This is a genomic window from Nitrospirota bacterium (assembly GCA_016212185.1).
Taxonomy (GTDB): Bacteria; Nitrospirota; Thermodesulfovibrionia; order UBA6902; family DSMQ01; genus JACRGX01.
In genome coordinates this window covers 1-18,578 of record JACRGX010000103.1, presented here as the reverse complement: position 1 = coordinate 18,578, position 18,578 = coordinate 1, and the positions used below count along the sequence as shown (strand labels likewise).

At 43.6% G+C, this 18,578-nt stretch carries 17 protein-coding genes, 7 tRNA genes and 1 rRNA gene; 21 read left to right on the top strand and 4 right to left on the bottom strand.

Annotation, left to right across the window (positions count from 1 at the left end; genetic code table 11):
- Window positions 1-136: 136 nt before the first annotated feature.
- Window positions 137-751: a hypothetical protein gene (locus tag HZA10_11770; GenBank protein ID MBI5196973.1), complete on the bottom strand. Its 615-nt coding sequence runs from the start codon at window positions 749-751 to the stop codon at window positions 137-139.
- Window positions 752-1,039: 288 nt separating this feature from the next.
- Between HZA10_11770 and hflX the strand changes: the two genes are divergently transcribed.
- The 14 genes from hflX (at window position 1,040) to rapZ (ending at window position 11,447) form a co-directional block, all read left to right on the top strand.
- Window positions 1,040-2,677: a GTPase HflX gene (gene hflX / locus HZA10_11765; GenBank protein MBI5196972.1), complete on the top strand. Its 1,638-nt coding sequence runs from the start codon at window positions 1,040-1,042 to the stop codon at window positions 2,675-2,677.
- A 73-nt stretch (window positions 2,678-2,750) separates the two neighbouring features.
- Window positions 2,751-3,503 carry a radical SAM protein gene (locus tag HZA10_11760; protein MBI5196971.1) on the top strand — a complete coding sequence of 251 codons (753 nt, stop codon included), beginning with the start codon at window positions 2,751-2,753 and terminating at the stop codon, window positions 3,501-3,503.
- Between the two features lie 161 nt (window positions 3,504-3,664).
- Window positions 3,665-3,741: transfer RNA gene (locus HZA10_11755), tRNA-Ile, on the top strand.
- A 127-nt stretch (window positions 3,742-3,868) separates the two neighbouring features.
- Window positions 3,869-3,944 (top strand) — tRNA-Ala (locus tag HZA10_11750).
- Window positions 3,945-4,191: 247 nt separating this feature from the next.
- Window positions 4,192-4,308 (top strand): 5S ribosomal RNA (gene rrf, locus HZA10_11745).
- A 175-nt stretch (window positions 4,309-4,483) separates the two neighbouring features.
- Entirely contained in the window at window positions 4,484-5,158 is a 675-nt protein-coding gene (atpB, locus tag HZA10_11740) for a F0F1 ATP synthase subunit A (protein ID MBI5196970.1), read from the top strand.
- A 151-nt stretch (window positions 5,159-5,309) separates the two neighbouring features.
- Window positions 5,310-5,552: an ATP synthase F0 subunit C gene (atpE, locus tag HZA10_11735; GenBank protein ID MBI5196969.1), complete on the top strand. Its 243-nt coding sequence runs from the start codon at window positions 5,310-5,312 to the stop codon at window positions 5,550-5,552.
- 279 nt (window positions 5,553-5,831) lie between these two features.
- Entirely contained in the window at window positions 5,832-6,737 is a 906-nt protein-coding gene (ftsY, locus tag HZA10_11730) for a signal recognition particle-docking protein FtsY (protein ID MBI5196968.1), read from the top strand.
- Between the two features lie 174 nt (window positions 6,738-6,911).
- Entirely contained in the window at window positions 6,912-7,427 is a 516-nt protein-coding gene (gene lptC / locus HZA10_11725; protein MBI5196967.1) for an LPS export ABC transporter periplasmic protein LptC, read from the top strand.
- On the top strand, window positions 7,402-7,884 hold the full coding sequence (gene lptA / locus HZA10_11720) for a lipopolysaccharide transport periplasmic protein LptA (GenBank protein MBI5196966.1): 483 nt from the start codon (window positions 7,402-7,404) through the stop codon (window positions 7,882-7,884). The genes lptC and lptA overlap by 26 nt, the downstream gene beginning before the upstream one ends.
- Window positions 7,884-8,606, top strand: coding sequence for an LPS export ABC transporter ATP-binding protein (gene lptB / locus HZA10_11715; protein ID MBI5196965.1), 723 nt, complete (start codon window positions 7,884-7,886; stop codon window positions 8,604-8,606). The genes lptA and lptB overlap by 1 nt, the downstream gene beginning before the upstream one ends.
- The gene (gene rpoN / locus HZA10_11710; protein ID MBI5196964.1) at window positions 8,606-10,039 is read left to right on the top strand and encodes an RNA polymerase factor sigma-54; all 1,434 of its coding nucleotides are present in this window, start codon (window positions 8,606-8,608) and stop codon (window positions 10,037-10,039) included. Before lptB ends, rpoN begins: the two co-directional genes overlap by 1 nt.
- Window positions 10,040-10,071: 32 nt before the next feature.
- Window positions 10,072-10,587, top strand: coding sequence for a ribosome-associated translation inhibitor RaiA (raiA, locus tag HZA10_11705; protein MBI5196963.1), 516 nt, complete (start codon window positions 10,072-10,074; stop codon window positions 10,585-10,587).
- Window positions 10,584-11,447, top strand: coding sequence for an RNase adapter RapZ (rapZ, locus tag HZA10_11700; protein ID MBI5196962.1), 864 nt, complete (start codon window positions 10,584-10,586; stop codon window positions 11,445-11,447). Before raiA ends, rapZ begins: the two co-directional genes overlap by 4 nt.
- Before the next feature lie 178 nt (window positions 11,448-11,625).
- Here the strand turns inward: rapZ and HZA10_11695 are convergent, their stop codons facing one another.
- The 3 genes from HZA10_11695 to rpsO all read right to left on the bottom strand — a co-directional run bounded on the left by HZA10_11695 (window position 11,626) and on the right by rpsO (window position 15,464).
- On the bottom strand, window positions 11,626-12,873 hold the full coding sequence (locus tag HZA10_11695; GenBank protein ID MBI5196961.1) for an insulinase family protein: 1,248 nt from the start codon (window positions 12,871-12,873) through the stop codon (window positions 11,626-11,628).
- Between the two features lie 221 nt (window positions 12,874-13,094).
- Window positions 13,095-15,191: a polyribonucleotide nucleotidyltransferase gene (pnp, locus tag HZA10_11690; protein MBI5196960.1), complete on the bottom strand. Its 2,097-nt coding sequence runs from the start codon at window positions 15,189-15,191 to the stop codon at window positions 13,095-13,097.
- 3 nt (window positions 15,192-15,194) lie between these two features.
- Window positions 15,195-15,464: a 30S ribosomal protein S15 gene (gene rpsO / locus HZA10_11685; GenBank protein ID MBI5196959.1), complete on the bottom strand. Its 270-nt coding sequence runs from the start codon at window positions 15,462-15,464 to the stop codon at window positions 15,195-15,197.
- A gap of 453 nt (window positions 15,465-15,917) precedes the next feature.
- Here rpsO and HZA10_11680 point away from each other — a divergent pair.
- From HZA10_11680 to HZA10_11650, 7 genes are all read left to right on the top strand, one after another.
- Window positions 15,918-15,994, top strand: a tRNA-Pro gene (locus HZA10_11680).
- Window positions 15,995-16,127: 133 nt separating this feature from the next.
- Window positions 16,128-16,201 (top strand) — tRNA-Arg (locus HZA10_11675).
- Window positions 16,202-16,405: 204 nt separating this feature from the next.
- Window positions 16,406-16,481, top strand: a tRNA-His gene (locus HZA10_11670).
- Between the two features lie 111 nt (window positions 16,482-16,592).
- Window positions 16,593-16,669, top strand: a tRNA-Arg gene (locus HZA10_11665).
- 131 nt (window positions 16,670-16,800) lie between these two features.
- Window positions 16,801-16,873: transfer RNA gene (locus HZA10_11660), tRNA-Lys, on the top strand.
- A gap of 31 nt (window positions 16,874-16,904) precedes the next feature.
- Window positions 16,905-17,954 (top strand): Fic family protein, encoded by a 1,050-nt coding sequence (locus tag HZA10_11655; GenBank protein MBI5196958.1) that lies wholly within the window; start codon window positions 16,905-16,907, stop codon window positions 17,952-17,954.
- Between the two features lie 127 nt (window positions 17,955-18,081).
- A partial coding sequence (locus HZA10_11650) for a rhomboid family intramembrane serine protease (protein MBI5196957.1) occupies window positions 18,082-18,578 on the top strand: 497 nt, incomplete at its 3' end.

Here is an 18,578-nt window from a genome sequence, read left to right as displayed (position 1 = left end):
GTCAGCCGGTGATTGTGAAACTAAGTCAGAGTGTGTTTTTGATGTGCGTATCGCTTTAGATTAAAGCGGAAGATTATTTATTCAAAATCCGCTAAGGGTGATTTTTTGCCCTTGACAAGCGGAAGCCTTATAAGTGTTATGCCTTCCTTCTTAATAATCTTCTTCCTGCCAAAAGAGTTCCGCCAGTAACAAAGAGAATAGAGCTTATGGGTTCGGGGACGACAGCCAGTCGAAGCGTTGTTTCTGAAGTTGCAGGAAACCCAATTCCGTTAGCGCCAAGGGGAGGAATATGGGTAGTATGATGATCCTTCACAATGCCTATCAGCTGTCCATCATCCTTAAGCGCTGCAAGAATTGCCGCACTATTAGCAGGACTTCCCGTAATTGTTTGGGTAATATAAACACTGTCTTCTTCTAATGAATCACCCGGTAGGCCAAATCCATTCAAATAAATACCAGTGTCAATATCATCAAGAAACAAGGTCAGACTATTAAAATCAAAATCTCCGGGAGCTGTGTCGCCATCTCCCATCGTTAGAGTAACTTCTATAATTCCGATGGAATTAAGTTGTAAATAGTCCTGTCCTCTGAAATCCCATGGAGTTAAAGGATTTGTCAAAGCCCACTCAAAAGCATTTTCATTAACACCACTTTGAAATACAGTGGAAGAAATTTGTGCTTCGACATCACCTACCTTTAAAATCAAACAGAATATTATTACTGCTGTTATTAGAATTGATATCTTACGCATTCCCTGAGCGGAGCGAAGGGGGAACAAGTTATTAGACAGTTTATTAGTCCGGTTAGTCAATTATGAGAAGTATAACAAAAAGGCTTGATTCGGTCAATGGCTGGCAACTGCCTGAAAGAATTATTGAATTATGTATTGAATATCATTATACTTTGTTAAATGACTAATATTCATTTTGGAATATTAGTTATACGCTTACAATTCAATGCAGCCGATACCAAATAATATTTTGACGCAATTTGATGCCGTTCTGATTAAGTCGCACCGGAAAATATTTAGGAGGGCAATATCCCGTCAGTTTACGGCAATACTTCAGGTTTAAAAAAGGGCGACCTCAGGGCGGTTGAGCGGATTTACCGCAGGCGCATTCCGAGGGATAAAGCCCTTACGCTTGAGCTTGCAAATTATATGGCGGAATGTTCTGCGGTGACCGGCAGGCAGATAGGCGTGCTTGCCGACAGGGACGGTAATGTCTGTTATGTGATTATCGGCGACGCAAAGGGCATTTTTATCCCTGAACTTGCCGATTATCCGCTCGGAAGAAGAGTTCTGAGGGGGCTCAGGCTTATTCATACTCATCTGAAAAACGAGCCTGTAAGTCAGGATGATTTGACCGACCTCTCGCTGTTAAGACTGGATGCGCTCATTGTGATAGGCATTAAAGGCGAGACTCCCGACAACATTCAGCTTGCCTATCTTCTTCCGCCGGGTTCAAAAAAAAATTATGAGATAAAGAACATTCCTTTTCAAAGACTTGAGGCAGTGTTAGGAGATTTTGATGTAATGGTGTCCAATATTGAGAATGAGATGCAGGACGCCATTTATTCCTCCGGCAGGAAAACCTCAGGCATAGACGCAAAAAAAGAGCGCGCAATTCTCGTAAGCGTTTCAACCGGCTTGAGGTCTGAACAGGAAGATTCAATGGAAGAGCTTAAAGAACTTGCAGATTCAAGCGAGGTGCTGGTTCTTGATACAGTTATTCAAAGGCCCAAGCAGATAAACCCCAAGTACCTGATGGGCGAGGGGAAAATAAAAGAGCTTGTGATTAATGCCCTGAATAAGGGCGCTACCATGCTGATTTTTGACCAGGACCTCAACCCATCACAGATAAAAGCCATCAGCGACATCACAGAGTTAAAGGTCATAGACCGCTCACAGCTTATTCTGGATATATTTGCAAGGCGCGCTCACAGCAGGGACGGAAAGGTGCAGGTTGAACTGGCCCAATTGCATTACAGGCTTCCGATGCTTACCGGAAAGGGGACTGCAATGTCACGGCTGATGGGCGGAATCGGCGGGAGAGGTCCCGGTGAAATGAAGCTTGAAGTTGACAGGCGCAGGGTCCGGGACAGAATTAACCTGCTTGAGAAACAGCTTGAGAGCCTGAAGCGGGCAAGACAGCAGAGAAAAACACAGAGGATAGAAAGCGGGATACCGATTGTTTCAATCATAGGCTATACGAATGCGGGAAAATCAACTCTTCTTAACAACCTCACAAGGAGCAAGACCTTTGTGGAAGACAAGATGTTTGCAACCCTTGACACTGCAAGCAGGAGGCTCAGATTTCCAAAGGAGAGGGATGTTATAATTACTGATACAGTCGGATTTATACGCGACCTGCCTGAGGACCTTGCATCTGCATTCAGGTCCACGCTGGAAGAGCTTGAGGATGCGGACCTGCTGCTGCATATTGTGGATATATCAAACCCGAGATTTGAACAGCATATAAAGTCGGTTGAGAATGTATTAGCTGATCTTGTGCTTTCACAAAAACCGCAGGTTTTGGTTTTTAATAAAACTGATTTATTGGACAGCGGGGAGGCTGAAGGTATTTGCAGGAGATTCGACGGGATTGCAATTTCAGCCTTAAAGCCGGAAACTTTTAACCGCCTGCTGAATGAAATAGAAACCAGATTATGGCATTAATTGAATGGATAGCGAGCGTATTCCCTGTGGTCTTGCCACAGGGAAGATCAATATTTGCTATTTCCCCCGGATTGTGAAACAAATAATAAATGAAATAACTGTCCGCTCTGTCCTTTCAAAGTCCGGCATCCCCGGCGCAAAGTATTGTATTAACCCTTATGCCGGCTGCGCCCATGCCTGCAAATACTGCTATGCCGTTTTCATGAAGCGGTTTACAGGGCATATGGAGCCGTGGGGGAGTTTTGTTGATGTGAAAATCAATGCCCCGGAGGTATTAAAGAGACAGCTTAAGCGCGCCGATAGAGGCAGTATAATCATGAGTTCAGTGACTGACCCATATCAGCCGGTTGAAGCAAAATACATGATTACAAGAAAATGCCTTGAGGTCTTGGCATTATTTCAATTTCCGGTGGACATACTTACAAAATCCCCTCTGGTGCTTAGAGATATTGATGTGATTTCAAAACTCAAAAATGCAGATGCCGGTCTGACAATAACAACCGACGATGACGGCATGAGAAAAATTTTTGAACCCTGCGCTCCGCCAATTCAGGCGCGTATTGAGGCGTTGAAACAATTGCATAATAGGGGGATTAAAACCTATGTCTTTATAGGACCTGTGCTTCCGATGAATCCTGATTCCCTTGTAAAACATATACGCCCTTATGCGGACAGTATTTTGATAGACAGAATGAATTACGAATCAAAGGTCAAATATCTTTGTAAAAAACACAGGATAGAAAAATGGCTGGATGACGAATTTATTGAAGAGATAATCGCAAGGCTTGTGAAGAATTTTTCAGATAAAGAAGTAATTGTATGCTGAGCGGTTAAATGGATAGCGAGCGAATATGAAAAATTCCTTACATTAGATTCCCTGTTGTCTTGCATACGGGGAAGATCAATTGACAAGCAGTATTTTTATAATGTACTTTATAAGTTCTCCGTAATTGCTGATTGCTCATTGATAACCATTAAACAATATGCGGGCCTATAGCTCAGTTGGTTAGAGCGCACCCCTGATAAGGGTGAGGTGAGTGGTTCGATTCCACTTAGGCCCACCATACAGACTTTGCCTGTGATAAAATCTGAGTTAAAAGTGAAAAGTTGTTAGTTCTGGTTTTTTTGTTTTATACTAGTAACAATTAACTAATAACTTTTAACTCAGAAATTCGCGAGTGAATTTTTCCCGGGGGTGTAGCTCAGTTGGGAGAGCGCCTGCTTTGCAAGCAGGAGGTCATCGGTTCGATCCCGTTCACCTCCACCAATTTTTTAATTTCAGAAGTAAGATAGGGTTGTTGATTTGAAGAGGAGAGCGTCCCGACAAGTCGGGAAGGTCATCCCGACGATTCGGGATCCCGTTCACCTCCACCATTTTTTTGCCTCCGGCAAAAAAATGGAATTAGGAGTTAAGAGTTAAAAGTTAAAAGTGAAGAGTTAAGAATTAAACCGGATGGTTTTTGTGGTTGCTTTTTTTAATTTATTTTTGTTATATTATCTATACGCTAAAATTTTCCGGTGGCGTTGCCGGAGGTGTCACACCCGTTCCCATCCCGAACACGGAAGTTAAGCCCTCCAGGGCCGATGATACTTGGATCGTGAGGTCCTGGGAAAGTAGGTCGCTGCCGGATTTAAGATTAAAAAAGAGTCCCGAATAATCGGGACTCTTTTTTAATTGTCTTCAGGCGCTTCACACTATAAAAATTTTAAATTTATAAATTTATATTTATGACTTGACATAAAAGACTGTCTGAATTAACATACTTTTTCAATTTTACCGGTAAGCTGTAAACATGGAGGGGGATTATGCACGAAGCGCCGTTGTTAGTGCCGTCCATAATTGGAGAGCCGGCATTTGTAACTTATTCGTGGGTTGCCATGGCATTTCTCTTAGGTGTTTCCATTCTTGTAAGGTCCTCGCTTAAACTTATCCCGCAGGGCGTGCAAAATATTGTTGAGGCTGTGGCTGAAATGCTTTTGAATCTTGCCGAGAGCAATATAGGGCATATGGGAAGATTTTTTTTCCCGCTTATTGCAACCCTCGGCATGTATATAATGGTTTGTAATTTCCTGGGGCTTATTCCCGGTTTTGAGGCGCCCACGAGCAACATAAATACAACGGCGGCGCTGGCTATCCCGGTATTTTTCGCAACACACTATTACGGTATTAAAATCCATAAATTCAGTTATATTAAACATTTTGTGGGCCCGATGAGGTCTATCGTTGCCCTGCCCCTGATGCTTCTTATGTTTTTTATTGAGCTTATCGGTCATATCGCAAGGCCTTTGACATTGTCGGTGCGGTTATTCGGCAATATGATTGCAAAACATAAGATACTGCTGATACTGGGGCTTCTTGCGCCTGCCGTTGTACCGACGGCTGTTTTAGGGCTGGGTGTTCTTGTTTCTGTAATTCAGGCATTTGTTTTTGTTTTGCTCACAACACTTTATCTTGCTGGCGCAGTTGAGGAATCCCATTAATAAAATGTCAATTACGAAAGGAGGAGAAATGAAAAAAATTCTGTCTGCGGTTCTGCTTGCCGGTATGCTTGTATGTCTTTTAGCCCCAATAGTCTTTGCTGAAGCATCTCCAAAGGAGGCGGCAAAAGAAGAGGCTGTCAGCGACGGTAAGATGGGTTATTACGGCATGGCTGTTCTGGCCTGCGGTTTGGCAATTGGTCTTGGCGCTTTTGGAACAGGCATCGGACAGGGAATAGGACTTAGCAAGGCTGCAGAAGGCGTTGCAAGAAATCCGGCGGCTTCCGGCAAAATTACGACCACGCTTATTATCGGTCTTGCCATGATTGAGTCCCTCTGTATCTATGCCCTTGTTGTGGTTCTTATAGTCCTTTTTGCAAAACCATTCGGTTTCTAAGAAAATCCTCTCACAGTTTTTCCATGGAAAGGCAGGGAAATCCTGCCTTTCTTATTTTAACTCGTAATTCCCTGTAGCTTGCTACAGGGTTACCATATTTCTGTCATTCTGGCTTGTCCAGAATCTTTCTTTTCGGAAGGATTCCCGACAAGCGGGAATGACCAAAAAAGAAATATTCAATTCTATGATACCCTGCAGTTTGCTGCAGGAAGGTTCATTTTCCATGCATAAAAAATGTTATTATATAAATTACATAATTTGTGATTAACAGGAGGCGTTTTGGGACTTTTTGACAGGTTAAAACAGGGACTTTCAAAGACAAGGAAGAATCTTGTTGAAAAAACCGAGCAGTTATTTTACAGGAGGGTTGTTGATGAAAAGCTCCTTAATGAGCTGGAAGACCTTCTCATAATGGCGGATGTGGGGCCGGGAGCGTCGGCGGATATAATTTCAGCATTAAAAGAAAAGGTTAAAAAGGGTGAAATTCCGGATACCGTGGAGCTTAAAAAAGCCCTGAAGGACGAAATTAAGAAAATAATCCGGGACGGCTCCGGAATTAATATCACTGCTGACAGGCCTTATGTAATTCTTACCGTAGGCGTTAATGGAACTGGCAAAACTACCACTATCGGCAAGCTTGCCGGCCGTTTTGCAAATGAGGGGCTTAAGGTAATCCTTGCCGCAGGGGACACCTTCAGGGCGGCTGCCATAGAACAGCTTGAGATATGGGCCGGAAGGTCAGGGGCGCAGATAGTAAAGCATAAAAGCGGCGCAGACCCGGCGGCGGTTGCGTTTGATGCCGTTGTTTCCGCGAAGGCAAAAAATGCTGATGTGGTCATTGTTGATACAGCCGGAAGGCTTCATACAAAGATTAATTTAATGGAGGAATTAAAAAAGGTAAAACGCGTAATCAGCAGGGAACTGCCGGCTGCGCCCCATGAAGTCCTGCTCGTCGTTGATGCAACTTCCGGGCAAAATGTAATACATCAGGCCAAGATATTCAGCGAAACGGTCCATATAACCGGTATTGCGCTAACAAAACTTGACGGCACTGCAAGGGGAGGGATCATTATAGCCATAAAAAAGGAGCTTAATATCCCTGTCAAATTGATAGGAATCGGGGAAGGCATAGATGACCTTAGGGATTTTAATGCAGATGAATTTGTTGACGCATTATTTGAATGACTCAAATGAATAGCGAGCGTATTCCGTGGTCTTGCCACGAGTTAAGCGAGCGAATAGGATAAAGAAATTTCTTTCATTAGATTCCCTGTGGTCTTGGCACAGGGAAGATCAATATGCGGCTAAGGCGTAAGAACTCTTTACAAGCCATATGGTGTGTGATAGACTAATAATATAATGAAGGGCAAGCTGCTGTTAGTTTTATCCATAGTATTGGCCCTTGTGTTTTTTCTCATACTGAGTTACAGGGAAAACAGTGTAAAACCACGGTCTTCATATAAGACGTCCGCTATAAAAGGCTTTCATTTAGCCCGTAAGGCTGGAGATAGGATTAAATGGGAACTTACTGCAGAAAGCGCTGACTTTCAGGAAGGGAATAACGAAATTTTCCTCAGTGATATAACCGTGAAAATATATCAGGAGAAGGAAATAATCCTTACCGGAGGCAAGGGAAATTACAGCGTGCAGGAGAAACTGCTTGAAATAGGCATGCCTGTGGAGATAACAATGGACGGGTCTGTATTGACTACAAACTCCCTGACATGGCACGGCGAGGATGAAGTGATGACAACCCGTGATAATGTCAGCCTTAAAGGCAAAAACTTTTTAATGCAAGGCAAGGGGCTTACGGTAAATGTAAGCGACAGGAAGGTAAAGGTATTGAAAGATGTCCAGGGCATATTTTATCGCTAAAATAATTTTTATTATTATAATTTTTGCCGCCAATGCTATGGCGTCGGCTGTTGCCGTCTCCGGCGAGAAAAAGCCGTTAGTCATTACTTCAGATACGCTCATGGCGGACAATAAGACCAATACAGCCGTCTTTGAGGGCTCTGTGGTGGCAAAAACCGATGATATAGTAATGCACTCCGATAAGATGACGGTCTTTTATGATAATTCAGAGGGAAAAGTATCAAAAATATATGCATCGGGAAATGTGAAGGTTCATAAGAAAGAACGCGTCATTTTTTCAAACGAGGCAACATATCTGGACGAAGAGGGGAAGATTATTTTTACGGGCGAGCCGCGGGCGGTTGAGGGAGAAAATATTATTACGGGTACACAAATAATTTACTACCTTAAAGATGACCGCTCTGTGGTTGAAGGCAGTAAGGTATTTATGAAGAGCAGCCAGCAGACAAAGAAATAATGCATACATTAGAGGTCAAAAATCTTAAAAAAAACTACCACGGCAAAGAAGCTGTCAGGGACATCAGCATAAATATTAATTCAGGAGAAATAGTAGGTTTGCTCGGACCAAACGGCGCAGGGAAGACAACCACATTTTATATGGTGCTGGGACTCATCACGCCGGACAGCGGAGCGGTTTTTCTTGACGGTGAAAACCTCAACAGCTCTCCCATGTATAAAAGGGCAAAAAAAGGGATAGGCTATCTTCCGCAGGAAGCCTCTATTTTCAGAAAACTGAGCGTTGAGGATAACATCAGCGCCGTTCTTGAGGTGTCTGAAGACGGGAAGACGAATAACGGCGGCAGGCTTAAAGATATTCTTGAAGAGTTTAAATTAACTCCCTTTGCAGGGAGGCTCGGGTATCAGCTTTCGGGCGGCGAGCGCAGAAAGGTTGAAATAGCAAGAGTTCTGGCATTAAATCCGCTGTTTATTCTGCTTGATGAACCTTTTGCAGGGATAGACCCCCTTGCAGTGATAGAATTAAAAAAAACAATAGAACAACTTAAAGAAAAGGGAATAGGGCTGATAATAACGGACCATAATGTAAGGGAGACGCTTTCAATAACCGACAGGGCTTATATAATCAGCGACGGCAGTATCCTTGCACACGGCCAACCGGAGGTTTTAGTTTGCAATGAAGGTGTAAGAAGAAACTACCTTGGAGAGGATTTCAGGCTCTGATGGCATTAGAAAATAAACTTGAACTAAAACTGAGCCAGAAGCTGGTGCTGACGCCGCAGCTTCAGCAGTCCATAAAACTCCTGCAGCTTCCGCAGCTTGAACTTTCCCAGAATTTGGCGCAGGAACTAATGGAAAATCCTTTTCTTGAAGAAGTTTTTGAAGGTCCTTCTGATGATTCAGAGGCGCCGGCGGCTGCAAAAGAGGAGGAAGCCCCACAGGAGGCTCATGACGATACCGAAGTTCCTCTGGAAAGGATATTTGACTTTACAACAAGCGACTATTTTGATGAAAGGGCAAGCGACGGCAGGGATCTCGGTTATTTTAACGATGCTGACCCGTTGCCTACTTTTGAGTACAGCAACAAAAGGCCTGACCTGAGCGAGCATCTGCTATGGCAGTTGAGGCTTTCCCGTGAGTCAGAACCGGTTGGCAGGGCGGCAGAAATAATTATCGGAAACCTTAATGATGACGGCTATCTTTTGGCATCAATGGAGGAAATGGCCGCGGCAGCAAATGTTGATGCTGCAACGATTGAGGAAGCTCTTGCCTTTATCCAGAATTTTGACCCGTCAGGTGTTGGGGCAAGGGACTTGCAGGAGTGTCTGCTCCTTCAGATAAAACCGTTAAAACTGGGAAACACCCTTGTTGACAAAATTCTTAGGGAGGGATTCTCTGAGCTTAACAGCAAAAAGTATAAACAGTTAGCCTCTAAATTTAAAGCGTCTATTGATGATGTTCTGGTAGCAGTAAAAATTATTGAGGGGCTGGACCCAAGGCCCGGCAGGAATTACTCAAATACCGATGCAATACATATAACACCCGATGTATATGTTGAAGAATTAGAAGGCAAGTTTATTATAATACTCAATGACGAGGGCGTTCCCAGGCTCAGGCTGTCAAATTATTACAAGAGACTTTTGAAAAACAAGAATTCATTATCTGAGGAGGAAAGGAAATTCCTTGATGAAAAAATGCGTTCTGCCATGTGGCTGCTTAAAAGCCTTGACCAGAGGAACAAAACGATTTACAGAGTAACTGAAAATATTTTGAAATTTCAGGAAGAATTTTTCAGAAAAGGGATAAGATATCTTAGACCAATGATCCTCAAGGATGTAGCATTAGACCTGGAACTGCATGAAAGCACAATCAGCAGGGTGACGTCCAATAAATACCTGCAGTGCCCCAGAGGTCTTTTCAGCTTCAGATTCTTTTTCAGTAATGCCGTGCCCGGGAGGGACAATGTCTCCGCTACAACGGTTAAGGAAATTATAAAGGATCTGATAGAAAAAGAGGACCCTAATGCCCCGCTTAATGACAAACTTATTGTTGAAACGCTCAGAAGCAGAAGTATAAATGTTGCTCACAGGACCGTTGCAAAATACCGCGATGAGATGAAGATACAGTCTCATGCAAGGCGCAAAAAAAGATTTTAGGGGGATTAAACTTATTTGAAAGGAGGAAATCAATGAACGTAATCATTACGGGCAGACACATGGAGCTGACGGAGAATTTAAAGAAGTATGCAGAGGATAAAATGAAAAAATTCAATAAATATTCCGGCAATATTACCGAAGCCACGGTAACCCTTGGCGTGGAGAAATACCGGCATAAGGTGGAAGTGCTTTTAAAGATCAACGGCATGCAGATACAGGCGGAGAGCATTACCGGCGAAATGTATACATCCATTGATGATGTTGTGGAAAAACTTGAACATCAAATTAGAAAATATAAGGAAAAGACTGTTTCCCACAGAAAAAACGAGGAAAAAACCAGGACGGCCCCTGAATTAAAAGAACAGAGGACTGTGGACATAAAGAGGAGAACATTTGATGTAAAGCCGATGAGTCCTGAAGAGGCGGCGATGCAGATGCAGCTTCTTGATAAAAATTTCTTTGTCTTTGCAAATGCCTCTTCCGGAGATATTAATGTCATGTATAAAAGGAGAAACGGCGACCTGGAACTTATTGAGCCTATTAGATGAAAACTCCTAAGACCAGGCGCCTCTTTACAGTTATCCTGACGGGTCTTTCGGGCGCAGGCAAATCTGTTGCGCTTAACGCCCTTGAAGACAGCGGTTTTTTCTGTGTTGACAACCTTCCCACATCGCTCATAAAGTCGTTTGCTGACCTGTGCTGCAAGACCCCTTCAATTACAAGAATTGCTTTCGGCATGGACGTCAGGGAAAGAAAGTTTTTAGCCGATTTTTCAGGAACAGTTTTGGCCTTGAAAAAGAAGCATAAGGTGGAAATTATATTTCTTGAGGCGGCGGAAAAGGTCCTTATAAGAAGGTTTAAGGAGACAAGACGGCCTCACCCTCTTGGATTCAAGGACCTGAGGAAGGCAATTGACAGGGAACGCGGTTTGATGTCTGATATACGCAAGGCGGCAGACAGAATCATTGACACGTCGCCTTTAAGCCCGCATGATCTGAGGAGGGTCATTAAAAAAATATATACGAAGGAGGAGGCAAGGCCGCTGTCAGTTACGCTTATATCCTTTGGTTATAAATACGGCATTCCTGCTGAGGCTGATCTTCTGTTTGACGTAAGGTTTCTGCCGAATCCGAATTTCATAGAAGGACTGAAACATCTTGCCGGGACAACCCCAAAACTCAGGAAGTTTGTGCTTACACAGCAAGATACAAGGCCTTTTCTTGACAGGCTCTATTCGCTGTTAAATTATATTATCCCGCTTTACGCCCAGGAGGGACGGAGTTACCTGACTATCGGCATCGGCTGTACAGGCGGCAGGCACAGGTCGCCTGCGCTTATTGAGGAAATTAAAAAATTCTTCAGGAATAAAAAGATTGCGGTAATGGTAGTTCACAGGGATCTGGGGTAAAGTGAATAATAAAAGCATATATGCCCTCAAAACTTTAAGAAAACAACATGATTATTATCTGTCATGCTGCAAAAAGTTTTAAGTATTTGCTTTGAACTATTTGTAAAAGGCAGCCTGACTTTAAGGTGTTGCCTTAAAGTTTTTCAAACATATATGCCTTTATTATATAAATGCGGGATTAAAGATTTAAGTTTTTTAAATTCCTGTCTTTCGCGGGCCCGTAGATGGTTGCTGCAAAGGGGCTGTCGTTTGTCAGCCTTTCAGCGAGTGATTTTATCTCTTCAAGCGTAACGGCTTCTACTGCTTTTATTATCTTCTGCGGAGAGAAATACTGTCCGTAATATATTTCCTGCCTGGCTATATTTGTCATTTTATTGTTTGTGGACTCAAGTACAAGGATAAGATTGCCTTTAAGCTGATCCTTGGCCCTCCGGAGTTCGTCGGTAGTAATGGTGGAGGAAAGATTTCTCATTTCACCGGTTATGAGATTGACAACTTCTTTGGCGTGGCGGTTATCAGTTCCCGCATAAACGGCCCACAGGCCCGTATCATAATAAGCCGCATTGAATGAGTAGATTGAATAGGCAAGCCCTCTTTTTTCTCTTATTTCCTGAAACAGCCTGGAACTGACACCGGCGCCTAATATTGTATTCAGAAGATGCATTGTATAACGTTCTTCGCTTCCCTGAGGCAGTCCTTTTAAGCCAAGGCATATGTGTGTTTCCTGCAAATCTTTATGTACTGCATGCAGCCCTCCGGTGAATTTTACCGGGACCTCCTGCTTTACCTCAGAGTGTCTTTTTAACCGGCCTATTCCCTGATTGAGGCTGTCAATAACTTTCTTTTCCCTGAGATTGCCGGCGCAGGCAATTACAATATCCTTTTTACCGTAGTACTTTTTTATATGATTTGTCAGGTCATTTCTTGTAAAGGTCTTTATTACAGCCTCTTTGCCCAGAATGGTCTGCCCCAGCCCCCTTTTGCCCCATACATTTCTGCAGAATATGTCATGAATGTGGTCGTCGGGAGTGTCCTCAACCATTTTTATTTCTTCCATTATTATGCCTTTTTCTTTTTCAATATCTTCATCGGGGAAAGTGGAATTAAGAAACATGTCTGTCAGGAGGTCCAGCGCCTTTCCTATATATTCATCAAGAATCTTTATATAAAAAGTTGTGCTCTCCCGCGAAGTAAAGGCGTTCAGTTCCCCTCCGATGGAGTCTATTCCCACAGCGATTTCACGGGCTGTTCTTTTTTTTGTCCCCTTAAAGACCATATGTTCAAAGAAGTGGGAGATGCCGTTTTTATCCGCAGGTTCGTGCCTTGCGCCTACTTTTACCCATATTCCGATGCACACGGACTGGGTATCTTTTGAGGTTTCAATGACTACAGGTATGCCGTTGTCAAGAAGTATTTTTTTATACATGTTAATTCAAAAATTCCTCGAAGCTTTGCTTCGGGTTAAGCTCCGTACTTTGCTTGTCATTCCCGCGGAGACGGGAATCCTTCTTTTTTACTTACTCAAGAAAAGATTCCGGACAAGCCGGAATGACGATTTAGATACCTCGTCCCGAAATGTCGGAACTGCGGGGTAGTTTATTATGATTGAAATTAAATGATGTCATTATCATGTATTCTGTATCAGTTTTACTGCGCCGCCGGCGTCTTTTCTTTCATTGCATCTTTTCTGCTGAGCCGTATGCGTCCTGTCTTGTCTATCTCAATTACCTTGACCAGGATTTCATCGCCTTCGTTAATTTCGTCCGTGACTTTTGCAATTCGCGTATCTGAAATTTGAGATATGTGAACCAGTCCTTCAGTCCCCGGGAAGATTTCCACAAAGGCCCCGAAATCAACAACCCTTTTCACCTTTCCCATGTAAATTTTTCCCAGTTCAGCATCTGCGACGATACCTTTTATAATATCTATGGCTTTTTGCGCTGAGGTTTCATCTATTGAGGCAATATTGATATGACCGGTGTCATCAATGTCAATCTTAACGCCTGTCTGCTCTACTATTCCCCGGATGACCTTGCCGCCCGGTCCGATTACTTCCCTTATCTTGTCAGTCTTTATCTGCATCGTGAAAATTCTTGGCGCATGTGTTGAAAGATTTTCCCTCGGGCCCGCGAGAATTTCAGACATTTTGCCGAGAATATAAAGCCTGCCTTTTCTGGCCTGCTCCAGCGCAGTTTCCATTATTCCTCTTGTTACGCCGCTTATCTTAACATCCATTTGAAAGGCCGTAATGCCTTCCTCAGTGCCTGTGACCTTAAAATCCATATCTCCGAGGTGGTCTTCAAGACCCAGGATGTCCGTGAGGACCACCACCTTCGCGCCTTCCTTTATAAGGCCCATTGCAATGCCTGCCACCGGCGACTTTATGGGAACGCCTGCATCCATGAGTGCAAGGCTTCCTCCGCATACAGTTGCCATAGACGATGAACCATTTGATTCAAGTACGTCTGCGACTATCCTAATGGTGTAGGGGAAGTCTGTTTTTTGAGGGAGTAGCGCCTTAAGCGCTCTCTCTGCCAGCATTCCGTGACCTATTTCCCTTCTGCCGGGTCCGCGCAGGGGTTTGACCTCTCCAACGCTGAACGGAGGAAAGTTATAATGAAGCATAAAGGTTTTTTTTGACTCGCCCTCCAGGGCGTCAATCCTCTGCTCGTCTTCTGAGGTCCCGAGCGTAACTATGGCAAGGCACTGTGTTTCTCCTCTTACAAAAAGCGCTGAGCCGTGTGTCCGCGGGAGGATTCCGACATCGGCGCTTATTTTCCTGATTTCATCAGGCTTGCGGCCGTCGGCCCTTATGCCTTTCTCAAGGATCATATTTCTGACGAGATCTTTTTCCAGAGCGTTAAAAACAGAGGAGATGTCTTTTGATATATCCGTTTCCCCTGTGTTCAAGGAAGTGATGACGTCTTTAAGTATTGCATCGAGGGTATCCTGCCTTCTTAATTTGTCAGGCACCGTAATAGCTTCTTTTACTTTTGCTAAAGCAAGATTTGAAACTGAATTTAAAAGCTCTTTATTAATGACAGGGGGGGTGACAGCGGTCTTCGGCTTGCCTATCATTGATATAAGCTGTTTTTGAAGATCAATAATTCTTTTTATTTCCTTATGTGCGGCATCAATAGCCTCAAGCAGGGTGGTTTCACTGATGATTTCAAGCCCTCCGCCTTCCACCATGACAACCGCATCCTCTGTGCCGGCAATAACCAGGCTGAAATCGCACTCAGCGGTTTCCTTTAAGTCTGGGTTTATGACAAAGGCGCTGTCAATTATTCCAATCCTTACGGCTCCGACCGGGAATTCCAACGGGATAGGTGATATGCCGAGGGCGGCTGACATTCCGATGATGCCTAATACATCCGATATGTTTTCGTCGCCGTAAGATAATACGGAAACAATCCCCTGAGTTTCCCTATAGAAGCCGTCCGGGAAAAGCGGTCTCAGCGACCGGTCAATCAGCCGGGAAGTAAGCACTTCTTTTTCGCTCGGCTTCCCTTCGCGTTTAAAAAAGCCTCCGGGAATTTTGCCAGCCGCATATGCCTTTTCCTGATAATCAATCGTGAGGGGGAAAAAATCTAAACCTTCTTTTTCTTCCTTCTTGGCTACTGCCGTGGCTAATATGACTGTATTGCCGTATCTGGCAATTATTGAGCCGTCTGCCTGTTTTGCGAAGAGTCCTGTTTCAAGAATAAGGGTCTTGCCCTGAACTTCAAGTTCAACCTTTGTCATTTGCTATTTTTTCAATCCAAGCTGTTCGACAACCGTGTCATACCGTCCCTTATTATTCATCTTCAGATAATCCAGCAACCTGCGCCTCTGTCCGACGAGCTTTAAAAGCCCTCTCCGGGAGTGATGGTCTTTTTTATGAAGCCTGAAATGTTCTGAAAGTGAGTTCAACCGTTCGCTTATTATTGCAATTTGAACCTCAGGGGAACCTGTATCGGTCTCATGTACCTTGAACTTGTTGATTATCTCGTTTTTCTTTTCCTTGCCTAAACCCATACTTGTAATGTTGAGCGTATTCAACAATCTCCTTTCATTTTTGCGAATTGGATTATTGTAGCATATTGATAAAAATTAAGTAAACCCCCATTAATAAAGTTCCGAATGGGAACGCGATAAAACTTCCCCGCTGCAGAGGCAGTGAGCTATCCTAAAGTTTCCCATCCCTTGACGGGAGGGGATGAAGGGGAGTGTGAACATAGCATCTTAAACACCCCCACCCACACCCTCCCCCGTAAAAGGGGGAGGGAAGTAAAGGGGCGCGGAAAAGCAAAGAAGGGAAATTATCATTGCAGGAGAAGCAAAGCATTCCCGTCATAATAAATTGATTTTTAGTATAATAAATGTTTACAGTAATCATCTTAAAATTATCCGGGGCGTAGCGTCCCGACCTGTCGGGAGTAGCGCGCCTGACGCAGATTGTTCAGAGATATTTGAAAATATAAAATTATCCGGGGCGTAGCGCAGCCTGGTAGCGCGCCTGCTTTGGGAGCAGGATGTCGGAGGTTCGAATCCTCTCGCCCCGACCATGCAAATTTTGCGGAGCAAAATTTGCAGTTGACAGTTAACAGTTGACCGTTGATAGCAAGACAAAAACTTTTTTAAACCGATAACTGTGAACCGTCGACGGTGAACTGTCATCTGTGAACTGTTAACTAAATAGCGCCTGTAGCTCAGTTGGAAAGAGCAACTGCCTTCTAAGCAGTGGGCCAGGGGTTCGAATCCCTTCAGGCGCATAGCAAATTTCACTTTGTGAAATTTGCAGTTATTATTGAATACAGCATAAGAAATGTCCCACGTGTGTCATTCCCGCGAAGGCGGGAATCCAGTTGTTTCCTTCTGGATTCCGGGTCAAGCCCGGAATGACAAAAATTAGTAGAATTGCTTTTTATTCATTATTTTTTTACTATTAACTGTTCACTAATCACTGTTGTACAATGGTGAGTGTAGCTCAACTGGCAGAGCATCTGACTGTGGCTCAGAGGGTCGCGGGTTCAACCCCCGTCACTCACCCCAATTTAGTTGACAGTTAACAGTTGACCGTTGATAGTAGGACAAAAACTTTTTTAAATTGATAACTGTGAACTGTCATCTGTGAACTGTTAATTGTGAACTGTGAACTAAATAGCGCCTGTAGCTCAGCGGATTAGAGCATCGGCCTCCGGAGCCGAGGGTCGGGGGTTCGAATCCCTTCAGGCGCGCCATATAAATTTTGCAATGCAAAATTTCAGCAGTTAGGTATTAGTTGTTGGGGATTAGTTAATGGAGAATAGTTTTTTAAAATCTGTTCTTTTAACTAACAACTAACCCCTAATCCCTAATAACTGTCGTTATCGGGCCGTTAGCTCAGTTGGTAGAGCAGCTGACTCTTAATCAGCGGGTCGCTGGTTCGAATCCAGCACGGCTCACTTTTTTACCCTTATTCGGAGACCTTAAAGAATGATGACACTACGGCAGTTTTCTTCTAAGCCAAGAACTATTCCAGCGGTCACATCATGGTATCTATCTGACCTTGGTGAATCACGGGGAAGACAGGAACTATTTACCAAACAGGCGCCGCAGAGGCTCAAAGCCTTGCGTGAACACGCATTGATAGAAAGCGCAGTCTCATCTAATCGTATTGAGGGTGTGACTGTAGACCAGACACGTGTCCGTACAATCGTACTGGGCAAAACACACCTTCGTGATCGTGACGAGGAAGAAGTTAGGGGTTACCGGAATGCCCTGAAACTTATTCATGAACAAGGCAGTAAGTTGAAAGTATCTGAGGACACTATTCTCAAACTGCACAAATTAATACGTGGAGATATATGGGATGCCGGGAAATACAAGGAGAAAGAAAGCGACATTATAGAGAAGTACTCTGACGGCAGGACAAGGGTGAGATTTAAAACTGTTTCAGCAGATAAGACACCTTTATATATGGGTCAGTTAATCAAACTATGGAAAGACAGTATGCGTGAACAGTGGGTGCACCCGCTTATCGCACTTCCAGCCTTTAATCTGGATTTCCTCTGTGTACATCCATTCAGGGATGGTAATGGCAGAGTTTCCAGACTTTTGCTTCTGCTTCAGTTATATCATCTCGGCTATGAAGCCGGACGATATATAAGTATTGAAAGAATTATAGAGCAGAATAAAGAACGTTATTATGAAACACTGGAACAAAGTTCTCAAGGCTGGCATAAAGGGAAACAGGACCCCTGGCCTTATATAAATTATGTGCTTTTCATACTCAAAACCGCATACCGTGAATTTGAGGAACGGGTTAGAGAGACAAAATCTCCCAGAGGCGCAAAAACTGAACTGATAATAAGCGCCATTATGCGCGCCATTGGTTCATTCTGTGTTGCTGATATTCAGAGAGAATGTCCGGGTGTAAGCGTAGATATGATACGGCTGGTATTGAAAGCCCTGCAATCGGACAGACGAGTTAAGTGTCTGGGCCGCGGGCAGAGTGCTCAGTGGCAGAAGACAGATAAATGGTGAATTAGGTAGTATCCGGTTAATTAGGTAATGAATTGGGTAATATCATCATGAAATGGGCAAGTTAGAATTAACTCAATATTTAAACTGATATTTCAAGACTTGACCCCAATTACTGCAATTACTGTAAATGATTCCGTTTAAAGACGACAATCCCATAACTATTTTCCCTTTTGTAACGATTGGGCTGATCGCGGCGAACATTATAGTTTTTATCCTGCAGATGACCTCTCCGGCAGGCCCGAAAAATATTGTCTTTGCCTACGGCGCCATTCCAAATTATATTTTAACTTTTAATCCGGTTCAGCCCATTCATCCATTTTTAACTGTTTTTACATCCATGTTTATGCACGGCGGACTGCTTCATATTGCGGGCAATATGCTTTATCTCTGGATATTCGGCAATAACATAGAGGATAAATTAGGGCATGTAAGGTTTATAATATTTTATCTTCTTTCGGGCATTGCCGCCGCTTACAGCTACGCGCTTACATCCGCTTCATCCATGGTGCCGATGGTAGGGGCCAGCGGCGCAGTTGCCGGCATACTCGGAGCCTATATACTTTTATTTCCAAGGGCCAGGGTTTATACCCTTATCTTTTTCGGATTTTTTATGCGTGTCATTGC

Excerpts from the sequence above, each read along its gene's own strand:
- lptC (MBI5196967.1), top strand. The coding sequence starts at position 6,912 with ATGAAGGGCAAGCTGCTGTTAGTTTTATCCATAGTATTGGCCCTTGTG.
- rpoN (MBI5196964.1), top strand. The coding sequence starts at position 8,606 with ATGGCATTAGAAAATAAACTTGAACTAAAACTGAGCCAGAAGCTGGTG.
- atpB (MBI5196970.1), top strand. The coding sequence starts at position 4,484 with ATGCACGAAGCGCCGTTGTTAGTGCCGTCCATAATTGGAGAGCCGGCA.
- lptB (MBI5196965.1), top strand. The coding sequence starts at position 7,884 with ATGCATACATTAGAGGTCAAAAATCTTAAAAAAAACTACCACGGCAAA.
- pnp (MBI5196960.1), bottom strand. The coding sequence starts at position 15,191 with ATGACAAAGGTTGAACTTGAAGTTCAGGGCAAGACCCTTATTCTTGAA.
- HZA10_11655 (MBI5196958.1), top strand. The coding sequence starts at position 16,905 with ATGATGACACTACGGCAGTTTTCTTCTAAGCCAAGAACTATTCCAGCG.
- HZA10_11695 (MBI5196961.1), bottom strand. The coding sequence starts at position 12,873 with ATGTATAAAAAAATACTTCTTGACAACGGCATACCTGTAGTCATTGAA.
- rpsO (MBI5196959.1), bottom strand. The coding sequence starts at position 15,464 with ATGGGTTTAGGCAAGGAAAAGAAAAACGAGATAATCAACAAGTTCAAG.
- atpE (MBI5196969.1), top strand. The coding sequence starts at position 5,310 with ATGGGTTATTACGGCATGGCTGTTCTGGCCTGCGGTTTGGCAATTGGT.
- lptA (MBI5196966.1), top strand. The coding sequence starts at position 7,402 with ATGTCCAGGGCATATTTTATCGCTAAAATAATTTTTATTATTATAATT.
- rapZ (MBI5196962.1), top strand. The coding sequence starts at position 10,584 with ATGAAAACTCCTAAGACCAGGCGCCTCTTTACAGTTATCCTGACGGGT.
- raiA (MBI5196963.1), top strand. The coding sequence starts at position 10,072 with ATGAACGTAATCATTACGGGCAGACACATGGAGCTGACGGAGAATTTA.
- HZA10_11770 (MBI5196973.1), bottom strand. The coding sequence starts at position 751 with ATGCGTAAGATATCAATTCTAATAACAGCAGTAATAATATTCTGTTTG.